The organism is Xanthomonas codiaei (assembly GCF_002939785.1).
GTDB classification, from domain to species: domain Bacteria; phylum Pseudomonadota; class Gammaproteobacteria; order Xanthomonadales; family Xanthomonadaceae; genus Xanthomonas; species Xanthomonas codiaei.
Map to the genome: position 1 here is coordinate 186,543 of NZ_MDEC01000002.1, position 13,245 is coordinate 199,787.

Sequence of the window (13,245 nt, forward strand, 5' to 3'; positions counted from 1 at the left end):
CGAGTGTGGAAGAGCCCGTCGCCGAGCGTCATGTGTCCTAGGCCATGCTGGTCTATCATCTTCGTAATGGATTCCACGCTTCCGCTCCCCAGCGGCTATAGCCGCCGCAGCCAGGACATCGCCCCGTTCCATGTCATGTCGCTGCTGGCGCGCGCCAATGCGCTGGAGCAGGCCGGGCACGATGTGATCCACCTGGAGATCGGCGAACCCGACTTCACCACCGCCGCGCCGATCGTGGCGGCCGGGCAAGCCGCACTGGCTGCCGGCCACACCCGCTATACCGCTGCGCGCGGGCTGCCTGCGCTGCGCGAGGCCATTGCCGGCTTCTATGCGCAGCGTTATGGCTGCAACGTCGATCCGGAGCGGATCCTGATCACCCCCGGTGGCTCCGGTGCGTTGCTGCTGGCCAGCAGCCTGCTGGTGGATCCTGGCAGGCACTGGCTACTGGCCGACCCCGGATATCCATGCAACCGCCATTTCCTGCGCCTGGTCGAGGGCACCGCGCAGCTGGTACCGGTCGGGCCAGACAGCGATTACCAGCTGACCCCGGCACTGGTGGATGCAGGCTGGAACCCCGACAGCGTCGGCGCACTGGTCGCTTCGCCGGCCAATCCCACCGGCAGCGTGTTGTCGCGCGAACAACTGGGCGGGTTGTCCCACGCGCTGCACGCCCACGGCGGGCATCTGGTCGTGGATGAGATCTATCACGGCCTGACCTATGGCCTGGACGCGCACAGCGTGCTGGAAGTGGACGACAGCGCCTTCGTGCTGAACAGTTTTTCCAAGTACTTCGGCATGACCGGTTGGCGGCTGGGCTGGCTGATCGCGCCGCCTGCGGCAGTCCCCGAGCTGGAAAAACTGGCGCAGAACCTCTACATCAGCGCCTCCACGATCGCCCAGCACGCCGCACTGGCCTGTTTCACGCCCGAAAGCATCGCCATCTTCGAAGCACGCCGCGCCGAATTCCAGCAGCGCCGCGACTATCTGCTGCCGGCGCTGCGTGCGTTGGGTTTCAATATCGCCGTCGAACCGCAAGGCGCGTTCTACCTCTACGCCGACATCAGCGCATTTTCGGACGATGCCCAGGCGTTCTGCGCGTATTTCCTGGAAACCGAACATGTCGCCTTTACCCCCGGCATCGACTTCGGCTTCCACCGCGCCAACCAGCATGTGCGTATCGCCTACACCCAAAGCCTGCCGCGGCTGGAACAGGCGGCAGCGCGGATTGCGCGTGGGTTGCGGCGTTTTTGATCACACCAAATGCGAGTTGCGCTGCGCTTAGCCGCAGCATCGCTTACTGCAGGTGATGAAAGAGCAGCTGCCCCATGCTTCTGCGCTTGTACCGTTGCACTCAAGAACAGCCAGGCCTGCGTGCGACCGCACCCTCATCCGCCCTTCGGGCACCTTCTCCCGCAGGCGGGAGAAGGACGAAGGCGGCAATGCGATGCAGATCGCCGAAGCGGCGCAGAAGATTGGCATCCGCGATTTGCGGCAGTCGGCGTTGATGAAGGCTGCGCATGGGGTGACCAGCCTGGCCGAGATCAATCGGTGTCCAAGGACTAGGCGCCCTCATCCGCCCTTCGGGCACCTTCTCCCCCATGAAGGAGGACAATGTCCCGGAGGGAGAAGGGAATAACAAAAAGCCCTGGACCACGCGGCCCAGGGCTTCTTCTTCCAGGCACCGTATGACCAACGCAATCGAGTTGCCGATTGCGTTCGATCAACACCGGATCAATCCGCCAACCGCTCCCACAGGAAGCTGTAGGCCAGTGCCGCCATATGCGCGGCCTGCGCGTTGTTGGCTGCGCCGCCGTGGCCGCCTTCGATGTTCTCGTAGTAGGTCACGTCCTTGCCGGCCTCGATCATCTTGGCGGCCATCTTGCGGGCGTGGCCGGGATGCACGCGGTCGTCGCGCGTGGAGGTCAGGAAGATCACCGGCGGGTAGGTCTTGTTCGGGTCGAACAGATGGTACGGCGAGAAGGTCTGGATGAAGTTCCAGTCGTCGGTGTCCGGGTTGCCGTACTCGGCCATCCACGAGGCGCCGGCCAGCAGATGGCTGTAGCGCTTCATGTCCAGCAGCGGCACCTGCACCACCACCGCACCGAACAGGTCCGGATACTGGGTGAGCATGTTGCCGGTCATCAGGCCACCGTTGCTGCCGCCCTGCACGCCCAGGTGCCTGGTCGAGGTGATCTTGCGTGCGACCAGATCCTTGGCCACCGCGGCCATGTCTTCGTAGGCCTTGTGGCGGTTCTGCTTGAGGGCGGCCTGGTGCCAGCGCGGGCCGTACTCGCCACCGCCGCGGATGTTGGCCACCACGTACACGCCGCCCTTTTCCAGCCACGAGCGGCCCAGGGCGCCGGAGTAGTTCGGCGTCATCGAGATCTCGAAACCGCCGTAGCCGTACAGCAGCGTCGGCGCGCTGCCATCGAGCTTCAGCGCCTTCGGGCGGACCAGGAAATACGGCACGCGGGTGCCGTCCTTGCTGGTGGCGAAGTGCTGCTCGATGGTGTCCTTGCCGGCATCGAAGAACGCCGGCATGGTCTTGAGCGGCTGCGGCGCGCTGCCTATGTCCACCCACGACAGCGTGGTGGGAGTCAAATAGTCGGTGACGGTCAGCCACAGCGCATCGCTGTCGTCGCTGTCCACGGCGCTGACGTCCACGGTTCCGAGCGCCGGCGCACCGACGAAGGCGCTCTTCTTCCAGCCGTCCTGCGAGGGAGTGATCACGCTCAGGCGGTTCTTGACGTCGTCCAGCACGTTCAACACCAGGTGCGACTTGGTCCATGCCATCCCGGCCAGGGAGGTGGTGTCGGTGGGTTCGAAAAGCACCTCGATGTTGTGCTTGCCGGCCATGAAGTCGTCAAAGCGCGTGGCCAGCAGCGAGCCGGGCTTGTAGGTTTTGCCAGCCACCGTCCACGGCTCGCGCAGTTCCAGGGTCAGCCATTGCCGCTTGACCGCCTTGCTGGCGGAATTGGGCACATCCACCTTGGTCAGCTTGCCGTCGGCGCCCTTCAGATACAGCTCGTCGTTGTAGAAGGCCAGGGTGCGGCTGACGAAATCACGCTCGAACCCGGGCGTGTCGTCGTGCATCGCGGCGATATACATGTCGGTCGGCTTGCCCTCGTACACCACCGCAGCGGCGCTAAGCGGGGTGCCGCGCTTCCACTGCTTGGCGATTCGCGGGTAGCCGGAGGTGGTCATCGCGCCGGGGCCGAAATCGGTGAACACGTAGACGGTGTCCTGGTCGATCCAGCCCAGCCCGCCCTTGGACTCGGGACGGAAGAAGCCGTCCTTGACCCACTGCTTGCTGCCCAGGTCGAACTCGCGGGTGACATCGGCGTCGGCACCGCCGCGCGACAGCGCGATCAGGCAGCGCTGGTAGTCCGGGCGCAGGCAGTCGGCGCCGTGCCAGACCCAGTTCTCGCCCTCGGCCTTGTTGAGCGCATCCAGGTCGAGCACCGTTTCCCACTTGGGCGCCGGCTTGCGGTATTCGTCCAGCGTGGTGCGCCGCCACAGGCCGCGCTCGTGCTGCTTGTCCTTCCAGAAGTTGTAATAGAACGCGCCGATCTTCTGCACGCTGGGAATCTTGGCGTCCGAATCCAGCACCTCGCGGATGCGGGTTTCCATCTGCTTGAACGCCGGCGTGGCGGCCAGCCGCGCCTCGGTCTTGGCATTCTGGGCCTTGACCCAGTCCAGCGGCTTGGCGCCGGTGACATCTTCCAGCCAGGCGTAGGGATCGTTGGACACAGCGGTTTCCTCTGCAGAGACGGCGCCAGCGGTGATCAGGCCGGCAACCAGGCAGATCGAGGCGAACTTGGACATGAAATTTTCCGGAGAACCCAATTCCCGGAACCTATCATGCCGCCCCGCCCGCTCGACCCTGCCGAAGGTCAGGCCGCCCGCGCCGGTGTCGCTGCCCGCGAAGTCACCCGCCGGCGCTGCGCCTGCGGCCCGCGCCGGCGTGGAACCGCGCGGCGCGCACCGGGCCGTGCCAGGGTGGGCAACGCAAAGCGGTACAGGCTCCACCAGGCCAGCATCGGCATGCCGACCAGCCAGAGCGGCAGCCATCCGATCCATTCGCTATGGCCGCGCGCGGCCGGCCACACCAGCACCAGCGCAAGCCCGGCCAGGGCGACCTGACGGACCGGGCGCAGCACGCGCGGATCGGGGCGTTCGGAACGGGAGGAAGGACGATGCGACATGGCGGCACTCCGTGACGGGAAGGATCAGGACAGGCCGGCAGGATTGCCGGCGCCCATCTCACCGATTGCGACCTTGACGCCGGCACTGCGGCAGCGCGCGCTGCCGCCGCCGCGCATGGGCCGCTGGAGAGCCAGTGGCTGCGCATTGCCTTGCAGGAGGTGATCGGTGGCGACAAGCGGTGGCCGTCGCACCAGGCGAGGGATCTGCAAGGCCGCATCTGTGCTGCGGTGGGCCCACGCCAGCAGCCAGTGCATGCCGTTCCGAACGCCTCGCATACGGCACGCCCCGCCGGAATAGACACGCGGCTTGGGGACACAGGCACGGCGGCAAGATCACCGCGGCCCGTACGGCACCTCCCACAGCCTCACTCCGGCGACCGAACGCGCGCCACCCACCCGGCGCGCGGCAATGCGGCGCCAGCTCGTCGCCGGTCGCACGCCGCGGCCGGCAGCGACCGGCCGCAAACACCGCTGGCGCACACGCCAGGCCCGACCGTTGACGCGAACTTGCCCCCTGCATGCGGTAGTGTGCTGCACCTACTGCCCCTTTTGTGATGTTGCGATGCGCCTGACCGTTACGATCGCCCTCGCTGTCCTGCTCGTCCTCGGCCTGCCGGTGGCGCATGCCAAGGACGCATCCACCACCGAGCCGGCGATCGATCTGTCCAAGATCATGGGCACCTGGTATGTGATCGCCCGCATGCCCAACCCGGTCGAGCGCGGCCACGTCACCAGCCGCGACGAATACACCCTGGTGGAAGACGGCAAGGTGGCCGTGCGCTATCTGTACCGCGAAGGCTTTGGCGAGCCGGAAAAGGAAGTCACTGCACGCGCGTCGGTGGATGCGGACAGCGGCAACCGCGACTGGCGGGTGTGGTTCTACAAGGTGATCCCGGCCAAGCAGCGCATCCTGGAAATCGCCCCGGATGGCTCGTGGATGCTGATCTCCTACCCCGGCCGCGACCTGGCCTGGATCTTCGCGCGCAAGCCGGACATGAGCCGCGAGCAGTACCGCACCCTGGTCAACAAGATGCGCGACGACTACGCCATCTACACCGACAAGCTCAAGCGCGTGCCGCAGTTGCGCGAGCAGGTGGACCGTTTGGGATTCGAAGTGCCGAACAAGCGCTGAGGCCTGGCGCGGTCACTGGCCGCGCCCGCCGTCGATAGCCTCCGCCGCGGGCGTACGTGGCAAGGCGACGCGATACTGGCCTTCGCACTCAGTCGTAATTGCTCAATGCCAGCGACAGCAAGGCCTTGGCCTGTTCGCGCAGCGAGATGGGCTCGACGATCTCCGCATCCGAGCCGTAGTGCAGCACGTCCATCAGCAACTCGCGCGAGTTGCTGTACGGCAATTTGAGCTCGTAACGGCCATCGGGCAGGAAGCGGCCCTGCTGCTTGGAATGCCAGTGCTCGTCGGCCACCCAGCGCGCGGCCTTGGCGCTGAACACGATGGTGGCCCAGCCCTTGGGTGCGCCGGAAAAGATGCCGTAACTGGCGGCAAGCTGTTCGTCCAGCTCGCTGTCGGGCACATCGCGCGGCGCCGCATCGAGCAGGCGCGCGTGGTTGATGCGGTCCACCGCGAAGCTGCGTACACCATCGCGGCCATGGTCCCAGGCATCCAGGTACCAGTTGTCGCGGTAGTGGGTGATGCGCTGCGGGGAGACGGTGCGCTTGGTGGATTCGTCGGTGGAGCGGGCGCGGTAGTCGAAGCTCAGCTGCTTGCGCTCCAGCACACCGGAGGCCACGGTACGGAAACTGGCCTCGTCCAGCTTGCGGCCGCGGTGCGGGATCACCCGGACCCGGTCCACCGGCCATTGCGAGACCCCGGCCTGGGCAGCCAGCAACCCTTCGATGCGTTGCTGCAGCGGTGCCAGCATCGAGGACAACACCCCGCCGCCGGTGCGCGAAAGCAGTTGTTGCGAGGCCAGCAATGCGTGCAGCTCTTCCGAACTCAGCCACAGGCCAGGCAGCTCGAAGCGGTCGCTCTCCCCGGACAGGTAGCGGAAGCCGGATTCGCCATCGCCTTCCACCGGCGCCATCAGCGCATCGCGCAGAAACGCCAGGTCGCGGTACACGGTGGCACGGGAACAGCTCAGCTCATCCTGCAGCCGCGCCACCGTGACCGGATAGCGTGCCGACTTGAGCAAGCGATGCAGGGAGTTGATGCGTTCATAGCGGTCCATGCGCCGATTATGTCCGGTTCTTCGCGCGACGGGGTGAGCATGCGCGCTGTGCACGCTCGCCGGCGCCAAGCCAGCGTGCTTGCGGCATAGCGCGATACCGCAAGCGATGCTGACGTCCCTGTACAAACCGGACTCGACCGCATGGAGCCGGTGCACCGCCCGAACCGACATTAAAGCGCGGCGTTCACCCGGTCATGACGGAGCGCACAGTCCGTTATCATGAAATCGCTTTCACGCATCGCCCTCCCCGCCCTGTCCTCAAGCGAGCTGCCCATGTCCCGCCGTGCCCCGTTGTCCGTCCTGTTGCCGCTGCTGTTGATCACGCCTGCCGTGTGGGCCCAGTCGATCGCAGTTGCGCCGACGCCGGTTGACCCGGCCGCCGCGCTGGTGCCCTCGCCCTGGAGCGGCAGCAGCGGCGAGCTGGGCTATGCCTCGGCACATGGCAACAGCACCACCGACAGCCTCAATGGCCGCATCCGCCTGCGCTATACCGACGGCGACTGGATCCACAGCCTGGATGCCACCGCATTGCGGTCGAGTTCCGAATACACCAACACCAACGACGACGGCAGCACCACGCGCGAGCGCCAGACCACCGCCGAGCGCTACACCGGCAGCGCCGGCAGCGCGTTGCAGTTGGGCGAACACCGCCAGCTCACCGCCACCGGCCGTTACGAACACGACGACTTCGCCACCTACGACCGCCTGGCCACCTTCGGCATCGGCTACGGCACGCGCCTGATCGATGCGCGGCGGTTCTACCTGGATGCGCAGGTGGGCCCGGGTATCCGCCGCGCGCACAACAGCGAAGACGACCGCAACGAGACCGGCCTGATCGGACGCGGCCTGTTCGACCTCAAGTACACCGTCACCGACAACACCGACCTGATCAACACGCTGCTGGTGGAATCGGGCGAATACAACACCTACGCGCAGAACGATTTCGGCGTGCAGGTCAGCATGAACTCGCACTTCGCGCTGAAGGCCGCCTGGCAGATGCGCCACAACAGCGATGTCAGCGAAGGCGACAAGAAGACCGATACGCTGACCACGGTGAACCTGGTCTACACCTTCAAGTAAGCGCCTGCGTCTGCGCGCGTAGGAGCGGACCCGGCCGCGACGGCTTTCCCGGTAAGGCCTCTCGCGGCCTGGGCCGCTCCTACGAAACTTCTCTCGCGGCCTGGGCCGCTCCTGCGAAACTTCTCTCGTGGCCTGGGCAGCTCCTACGTGCGGGGCGGGCGTCGTGCGGCGGGTTCAGGTCCCGACCAGCCGGGCGTTACAGCTCGGCCAGCAGCTGCGCGGCGCCCTTGTCGAACAGGCCCTGCGCGACACGGCGGCCGAGGTCTTCGGTGTCATCGGCGCTGCCGTGCGCGTCGGCGTGGATCAGCCGGCCATCGCTGGCGCTGCCGACCATGCCCTGCAGGGACAAGCCCTCGCCTTCCCAGCGCGCGAAGGCCGCCACCGGCACGTGGCAGCTGCCGTGCAGCGCGCGATTCATGGCCCGCTCGGCTTCCACGCAGACGCGGGTGGTGGGCGCGTCCAGCACCGCCAGCAGCGCGTGGATGCGTGCATCGTCGCCGCGGCATTCCACCGCCACCGCGCCCTGCGCCGGTGCCGGCAGCCACTGCGGCGCGTCCAGCCGTGCGCTGATCCGCGCGTCCAGGCCCAGCCGCTGCAGGCCGGCACAGGCCAGCACGATGGCGTCGTAACCGCCGTTGTCGAGCTTGGCCAGGCGCGTGTTGACGTTGCCGCGCAGGTCGATCAGTTCCAGGTCCGGGCGGGCGGCGCGCAGCTGCGCCTGCCGACGCAGCGAGGAGGTGCCCACGCGCGCGCCCAACGGCAGCGCCTGCAGGCTGGCGTAGAGGTTGGAGACCAGCGCATCGGCCGGGTCGCCGCGTTCCAGGATCGCCGGCAGCACGAACGGGTCGTCCAGCTCCATCGGCACATCCTTGAGCGAATGCACGGCGCAATCGGCCTCGCCGCGCAGCATCGCCAACTCCAGTTCCTTCAGGAACAGGCCCTTGCCGCCGATCGCGGCCAGCGAGCGGTCCAGCACTTCGTCGCCGCGGGTACTCATCGGTACGAGCACGACATCCAGGCCGGGGTGGTGCTGGCGCAGCGCGGCGGCGACATGTTCGCTCTGCCAGAGGGCAAGCGGGCTTTTGCGGGTGGCGATGCGGAGCGTGGTCATCCCGCCATTATCGCGGAGCGGGCCGGCAACTCATACATGGCGCAGCTGATCGCGCAGGCTGGCCACGCAGCGGCGGCTCACTTCCAGGGTCTGCGGCACGTTGCGCAGCACCGCATGCACCTGACCATCGCCGCTGCGGCGCAGCTCCACCAGTTCGTCGCGCGCAACCAGGCAATTGCGATGGATGCGCACCAGGCGGTCGGAGAATTCGTCTTCCAGCGACTTGAGCGACTCTTCGATCAGGTCCTCGCCACGGGTATGGTGGACGATGACGTACTTCTCTTCGGCCTGCAGATAGCGGATATCGCCGATGGCGATCAGCCGCAGGCTTCCGCGCAGGCGCGCGCACAGATGGGTGCGCAGCGGCGCCGGCGCGGCGCTGGGCACGCGACCGGCCAGGAAGGTGGCCACCCGTTCCAGCGCCGCGGCCAGGCGTTCCGGGCGCACCGGTTTCATCAGGTAGTCCAGCGCGGCCGCATCGAAGGCCGACAGCGCGTGCTGGTCGTAGGCGGTGCAGAACACCACCGCTGGCTGCGGCTGGCACTGGCGCAGCAGTCGCGCGGTTTCCAGGCCGTCCACGCCGGGCATGGCGATATCCAGCAGCACCAGGTCCGGGTGCCATTGCTCACATTGCTGCAGCACCTGCTGGCCGTTTTCGGCCTCGCCGATCACCTGCACCTGTGGATGGTCGGCCAGCAGCATGCGCAGGCGCTCGCGCGCCAGTGGCTCGTCATCGGCGATCAACACCCGCACTTGCGTGGTCGTCATGGACATCCCCCCCTACGCTGCGGCGACTCTCCCTCACGGCAGCGGCAATGTGATCTCGCAGGCATAGTAGCCTTCGGCCCAGCTGGCCGCCATCCGTGCCCCGGCACCGAACTGGAACGCCAGCCGGTGCGAGATGCTGGCCTGGGCGTGCCCGGCGCCGGCGAGCAGCGGCGCCTGGGTGCCCGGCTGCGGGGCCGGGTTGACGATACGGATCTGCAACTGGCTGCCGCGCTGGCGCAGCGACAGGTACAGCGTGCCCCCCTCGGGCATGCGCGAGACCCCGTGCAGCACGGCGTTTTCCACCAGCGGTTGCAGCACCAGGCGCGGCATCGGCAGGTCCCAGGGCAACGGCTCCTGGCGGTGCCAGCGCACCTGCAGGCGCTCGCCCAGGCGCAAGGACTCGATCGCCAGATAGCGCTCGGCCAGTTCACATTCGGCGCGCAGGGTGGACACGCCCTCGCCGGCGCCGAGCGCGGCGCGGAACAGGTCCGACAGGTCCAGCACCGCCTGCTCGGCCACCACCGGGTCGCGGCGCAGCAGGCTGGCGATCAGGTTCATGCTGTTGAACAGGAAATGCGGGCGGATGCGCGCCTGCAGCGCATCGGCCTCGGCGCGGGCATTGGCCTGTACCTGCGCTTCCCAGCGGTCGCTGACATAGAAGTAGCGCAATGCCAGCGCGGTGATCAGCACCACGGTGGCCGCGCTGCCCAGGGTGAACCGCCAGAAGCCCACCAACGGGCCCAGCGGGGCCTGGTCGAGCGCCGCATACAGCGCGTGCACGATGCCCGCACCGAGCATCGCCACCACCGCGGCGATCGACAGCGCGGCCAACCCACCCAGCCGTGGCGGCAACCGCGACAACGCGGGCCGCAGCACGCACAGCAGCACGCTGACCGCCAGCGCCAGCCATAGTGCCAGGCCGCTGGCCGAGACGAAGCGCGACAGGGTGATGCTGCGCGCCGCGTCGGCGTCCGGTACCAGGGTCACCACCAGCACCACCAACTCGGCCAATCCCAGCATCGCGCCCAGCCGGGGCAGCCGGCACAGGTCCGGCATCCAGGTGATCTGGGGGGCGCTGGCGGCCATGGGCTCAGACAGCGGTCAAGCGCGCCTGCATCCAGTCGCGCAGGGCGTCGATCTCTTCCAGGCAGACCTGATGGCCCATCGGGTAGGTGTGCCAGTCCAGCGCGAAGCCGAGCGTGCGCAGGGCCTGCATGCTGGCCTGGCCGGCCGCGAACGGCACTACCGGATCGGCGCTGCCGTGGGCCATGAACACCGGTTGCGCAGTGGCGCCCGGCTGCAGCTGGCTGGCCGCGGCGGCCGGGTCCGGCAGATAGGTCGACAGCGCGATCAGCCCGGCCAGCGGCACGCTGCGCTGCAGGCCCACTGCCAGGGTCACCGCGCCGCCCTGCGAAAAGCCGGCCAGCAGGATGCGCTCGGGCGCGATGCCGCGGCTCTGCTCGTGGGCAATCAACGCTTGGACCTGGGCCACCGATTCGGCGATGCCGGCCTTGTCGGCACGCTGGGCGAAATCCATGCCCACGATGTCATACCACCCGCGCATGCGCACGCCGTTGTTGATGGTGATCGGACGGATCGGCGCATGCGGGAACACGAAGCGCAACGCCGGCCAGTCGGGACGCACCAGCTCCGGCACCAGCGGCGCGAAATCGCTGCCATCGGCCCCCAGGCCATGCAGCCACAGCACGGTCCATTGCGGGTTCGGTCCGGTCTCGCGTTCGATCACTTCCAGCATCATCCAGCTCCGTTCGGGGGCCGGGCATTATGCCTTGCGCGCCGGACCTGCCCGATCACGCGGGCACGGGGCGCGGCGATGCCGCTCAGATCAACGGCGGTTCCAGCGCCGCGGCACGGCGCAGTTCGGAGGCGCGCACCAGCACCTTGGGCGGGTCGAGTTCTTCGGGGATGCAGAAGATGCCGGCGCGGCGCAACGCCAGGCCGGAACGGCGCAGCGAGGTCAGCGCCACCACCGGGATCGACAGCGCCATGCCCACGATCACCGGCGCCATCCAGGCCGCCAGCGACGGCGACACCGTGTAAGCCACCGCGCCCATGAACAAGCCGAACACGGTCAGCCCGCCGTAGCTGCGCAACAGCGCCGGCCAGGACAGCTTGCCGTCGTCGCGCACCTGCGCATCCCAGCCCGAATCCTTGCCGGCCAGCACCTCGAACACGCCGCGCGACTGCAGGTACATCACCACCGGCGCCATCAGCGCGGCCAGCACGGTTTCCAGCAGGATGCTCAGCGCGGCGCGGATGGCGCCGCCGCAGGCGCGCAATTCGCGCGGATTGAGCAGCAGCGCGATGTAGCCCAGCAGCTTGGGCGCCAGCAGCACGAACATGGTGCAGACGAAGATCCAGATCGCATTGCCCTGGCTGCTGCCATGCCAGTAGCGCGCCGGCGAGAACGGCAGGTTGCCGGCCAGGTCGATGCCGCCGCCGGCCAGCGGGATGCCGATGCCGATCAGCATCAACAGGCCCCACATCGGCGCGGTGAAGTAATGCCCGATGCCGATCAGCATGTGCATGCGGCTGATCCAGTGCAGCCCCTTGGCGCTGACCACCTTGGCGTGCTGCAGGTTGCCCTGGCACCAGCGGCGGTCGCGGATCAGCAGGTCGGTGAGCGTGGGCGGGCCTTCTTCGTAGCTGCCCTGCAGGTAGGGCACCATGTGCATGGCCCAGCCGCCGCGCCGCATCAGTGCCGCCTCCACGAAGTCGTGGCTGAGCACATGGCCGCCGAAGGGCTTGCGCCCGCGCAGCGACGGCAGGCCGGCGTGATCGGCGAAGGCCTGGGTGCGGATGATGGCGTTGTGGCCCCAGTAGTTGCTCTCGGCGCCGTGCCACCAGGCCACGCCGAAGGCGATGATCGGCCCATATACGCGCCCGCCGAACTGCTGCATGCGGGCGAACAGGGTCTGGCCGTTGACCACCGCCGGCAGGGTTTGGATCAGGCCCACGTCCGGGTTGTTTTCCATGCCGGCGACCAGCCGCACGATGGTGTCGCCGGTCATCACGCTGTCGGCGTCCAGGATCAGCATCTGCGGATAGCTGCCGCCGAAGCGGCGTACCCAGTCGGCCACGTTGCCGGCCTTGCGCGCGGCATTGTCGGCGCGGCGGCGGTAGAAGATGCGCCCATGCCCGCCGACGCGATCGCACAGTTCGTGATAGACCAGCTCTTCGGCGCGGCCGATATGCTCGCGGGTGGTGTCGCTGAGCACGAAGAAATCGAAGTGCTCCAGCTGGCCGGTCTCGGCCACCGATTCGTAGATGGCCTGCAGCCCGGCCAGCAGCCGGCGCGGGTCTTCGTTGTAGGTGGGCATCAGCAGCGCGGTGCGCGAGCGCAGCGTGGGCAGCGGCTGCTCCGGATCGATACCGAGCTTGCGCCCGGCACGCGCCACCACGGTGACGAACCCGGCCACGGCGCTGGCGAAGGACATCGCGATCCAGGCGAACAGCAGCACGAACAGCCCAAGCAGGCAGCCTTCCAGCACGCTGATGCCGTCCGGCCACAGCACGCTGAGCATCACCCACACCGCGATCGCGGTGGTAGCCAAGGTGCCGCCGATCAGATAGAAGCGGCGCAGCCCGATGCCGGGCGGCGAGGTGCGCTGGTGCGGCACCTGCAACTGGCCCTCGCGCAGCGATTGTTCGGGCATCGCCAACGGCGCTTCCGGCGGCAGCGTGGGCTGGCCGGCATCGAGCGCGGAGACGGGGGGCAAGCCGGTTGGTGCGGGGGAAAGGGTCACGGTACCGTCCATCAGGGCTGCCCGTCGCACGAGCGCGACAGTGTGGGCGGAAACGGAAGATGCATCGCGGCCACGCATGGCGACAGCGAGCTGGGCGCGACGACGGGAGCGAGCCTTGCGCTGTGCAG

General features: G+C 67.9%; 12 protein-coding genes. 3 read left to right on the plus strand and 9 right to left on the minus strand.

The window, feature by feature from the left end; genetic code table 11:
• The first annotated feature begins 66 nt into the window (after positions 1–66).
• Positions 67–1,251, plus strand: coding sequence for a pyridoxal phosphate-dependent aminotransferase (locus tag XcodCFBP4690_RS02150; protein ID WP_104539420.1), 1,185 nt, complete (start codon positions 67–69; stop codon positions 1,249–1,251).
• Between the two features lie 480 nt (positions 1,252–1,731).
• On the opposite strand, the gene XcodCFBP4690_RS02155 is transcribed toward XcodCFBP4690_RS02150, so the two are convergent.
• The 3 genes from XcodCFBP4690_RS02155 to XcodCFBP4690_RS02165 form a co-directional block, all read right to left on the minus strand.
• A complete protein-coding gene (locus tag XcodCFBP4690_RS02155) occupies positions 1,732–3,825 on the minus strand; it encodes a prolyl oligopeptidase family serine peptidase (RefSeq protein ID WP_104539421.1) in 2,094 nt (697 codons plus the stop codon).
• Between the two features lie 68 nt (positions 3,826–3,893).
• Positions 3,894–4,205: a hypothetical protein gene (locus XcodCFBP4690_RS02160; RefSeq protein WP_104539422.1), complete on the minus strand. Its 312-nt coding sequence runs from the start codon at positions 4,203–4,205 to the stop codon at positions 3,894–3,896.
• Positions 4,206–4,229: 24 nt separating this feature from the next.
• Positions 4,230–4,460, minus strand: coding sequence for a hypothetical protein (locus XcodCFBP4690_RS02165; protein ID WP_104539423.1), 231 nt, complete (start codon positions 4,458–4,460; stop codon positions 4,230–4,232).
• 307 nt (positions 4,461–4,767) lie between these two features.
• Here XcodCFBP4690_RS02165 and XcodCFBP4690_RS02170 point away from each other — a divergent pair, with 307 nt between their 5' ends.
• Positions 4,768–5,337 (plus strand): lipocalin family protein, encoded by a 570-nt coding sequence (locus XcodCFBP4690_RS02170; protein WP_104539424.1) that lies wholly within the window; start codon positions 4,768–4,770, stop codon positions 5,335–5,337.
• An 88-nt stretch (positions 5,338–5,425) separates the two neighbouring features.
• Here XcodCFBP4690_RS02170 and XcodCFBP4690_RS02175 read toward each other — a convergent pair whose 3' ends face one another.
• Positions 5,426–6,391 (minus strand): helix-turn-helix transcriptional regulator, encoded by a 966-nt coding sequence (locus XcodCFBP4690_RS02175; protein WP_104539425.1) that lies wholly within the window; start codon positions 6,389–6,391, stop codon positions 5,426–5,428.
• 273 nt (positions 6,392–6,664) lie between these two features.
• Here XcodCFBP4690_RS02175 and XcodCFBP4690_RS02180 point away from each other — a divergent pair, with 273 nt between their 5' ends.
• Positions 6,665–7,471: a DUF481 domain-containing protein gene (locus XcodCFBP4690_RS02180; protein ID WP_104539426.1), complete on the plus strand. Its 807-nt coding sequence runs from the start codon at positions 6,665–6,667 to the stop codon at positions 7,469–7,471.
• Positions 7,472–7,667: 196 nt separating this feature from the next.
• Here XcodCFBP4690_RS02180 and hemC read toward each other — a convergent pair whose 3' ends face one another.
• The 5 genes from hemC to mdoH form a co-directional block, all read right to left on the minus strand.
• On the minus strand, positions 7,668–8,582 hold the full coding sequence (gene hemC / locus XcodCFBP4690_RS02185) for a hydroxymethylbilane synthase (protein WP_104539427.1): 915 nt from the start codon (positions 8,580–8,582) through the stop codon (positions 7,668–7,670).
• Between the two features lie 30 nt (positions 8,583–8,612).
• On the minus strand, positions 8,613–9,350 hold the full coding sequence (locus tag XcodCFBP4690_RS02190; RefSeq protein ID WP_167394433.1) for a LytR/AlgR family response regulator transcription factor: 738 nt from the start codon (positions 9,348–9,350) through the stop codon (positions 8,613–8,615).
• A gap of 33 nt (positions 9,351–9,383) precedes the next feature.
• Positions 9,384–10,436, minus strand: coding sequence for a sensor histidine kinase (locus XcodCFBP4690_RS02195; protein WP_104539429.1), 1,053 nt, complete (start codon positions 10,434–10,436; stop codon positions 9,384–9,386).
• 4 nt (positions 10,437–10,440) lie between these two features.
• Positions 10,441–11,109 carry an alpha/beta hydrolase gene (locus XcodCFBP4690_RS02200; RefSeq protein WP_104539430.1) on the minus strand — a complete coding sequence of 223 codons (669 nt, stop codon included), beginning with the start codon at positions 11,107–11,109 and terminating at the stop codon, positions 10,441–10,443.
• An 82-nt stretch (positions 11,110–11,191) separates the two neighbouring features.
• Positions 11,192–13,129, minus strand: coding sequence for a glucans biosynthesis glucosyltransferase MdoH (gene mdoH / locus XcodCFBP4690_RS02205; protein ID WP_104539431.1), 1,938 nt, complete (start codon positions 13,127–13,129; stop codon positions 11,192–11,194).
• Between the last annotated feature and the right edge of the window lie 116 nt (positions 13,130–13,245).

Bases quoted from the DNA above. Each gene is read 5' to 3' on its own strand.
- XcodCFBP4690_RS02150 (WP_104539420.1), top strand. From the start codon at position 67: ATGGATTCCACGCTTCCGCTCCCCAGCGGCTATAGCCGCCGCAGCCAG.
- XcodCFBP4690_RS02155 (WP_104539421.1), bottom strand. From the start codon at position 3,825: ATGTCCAAGTTCGCCTCGATCTGCCTGGTTGCCGGCCTGATCACCGCT.
- XcodCFBP4690_RS02160 (WP_104539422.1), bottom strand. From the start codon at position 4,205: ATGTCGCATCGTCCTTCCTCCCGTTCCGAACGCCCCGATCCGCGCGTG.
- XcodCFBP4690_RS02165 (WP_104539423.1), bottom strand. From the start codon at position 4,460: ATGCACTGGCTGCTGGCGTGGGCCCACCGCAGCACAGATGCGGCCTTG.
- XcodCFBP4690_RS02170 (WP_104539424.1), top strand. From the start codon at position 4,768: ATGCGCCTGACCGTTACGATCGCCCTCGCTGTCCTGCTCGTCCTCGGC.
- XcodCFBP4690_RS02175 (WP_104539425.1), bottom strand. From the start codon at position 6,391: ATGGACCGCTATGAACGCATCAACTCCCTGCATCGCTTGCTCAAGTCG.
- XcodCFBP4690_RS02180 (WP_104539426.1), top strand. From the start codon at position 6,665: ATGTCCCGCCGTGCCCCGTTGTCCGTCCTGTTGCCGCTGCTGTTGATC.
- hemC (WP_104539427.1), bottom strand. From the start codon at position 8,582: ATGACCACGCTCCGCATCGCCACCCGCAAAAGCCCGCTTGCCCTCTGG.
- XcodCFBP4690_RS02190 (WP_167394433.1), bottom strand. From the start codon at position 9,350: ATGACGACCACGCAAGTGCGGGTGTTGATCGCCGATGACGAGCCACTG.
- XcodCFBP4690_RS02195 (WP_104539429.1), bottom strand. From the start codon at position 10,436: ATGGCCGCCAGCGCCCCCCAGATCACCTGGATGCCGGACCTGTGCCGG.
- XcodCFBP4690_RS02200 (WP_104539430.1), bottom strand. From the start codon at position 11,109: ATGATGCTGGAAGTGATCGAACGCGAGACCGGACCGAACCCGCAATGG.
- mdoH (WP_104539431.1), bottom strand. From the start codon at position 13,129: ATGGACGGTACCGTGACCCTTTCCCCCGCACCAACCGGCTTGCCCCCC.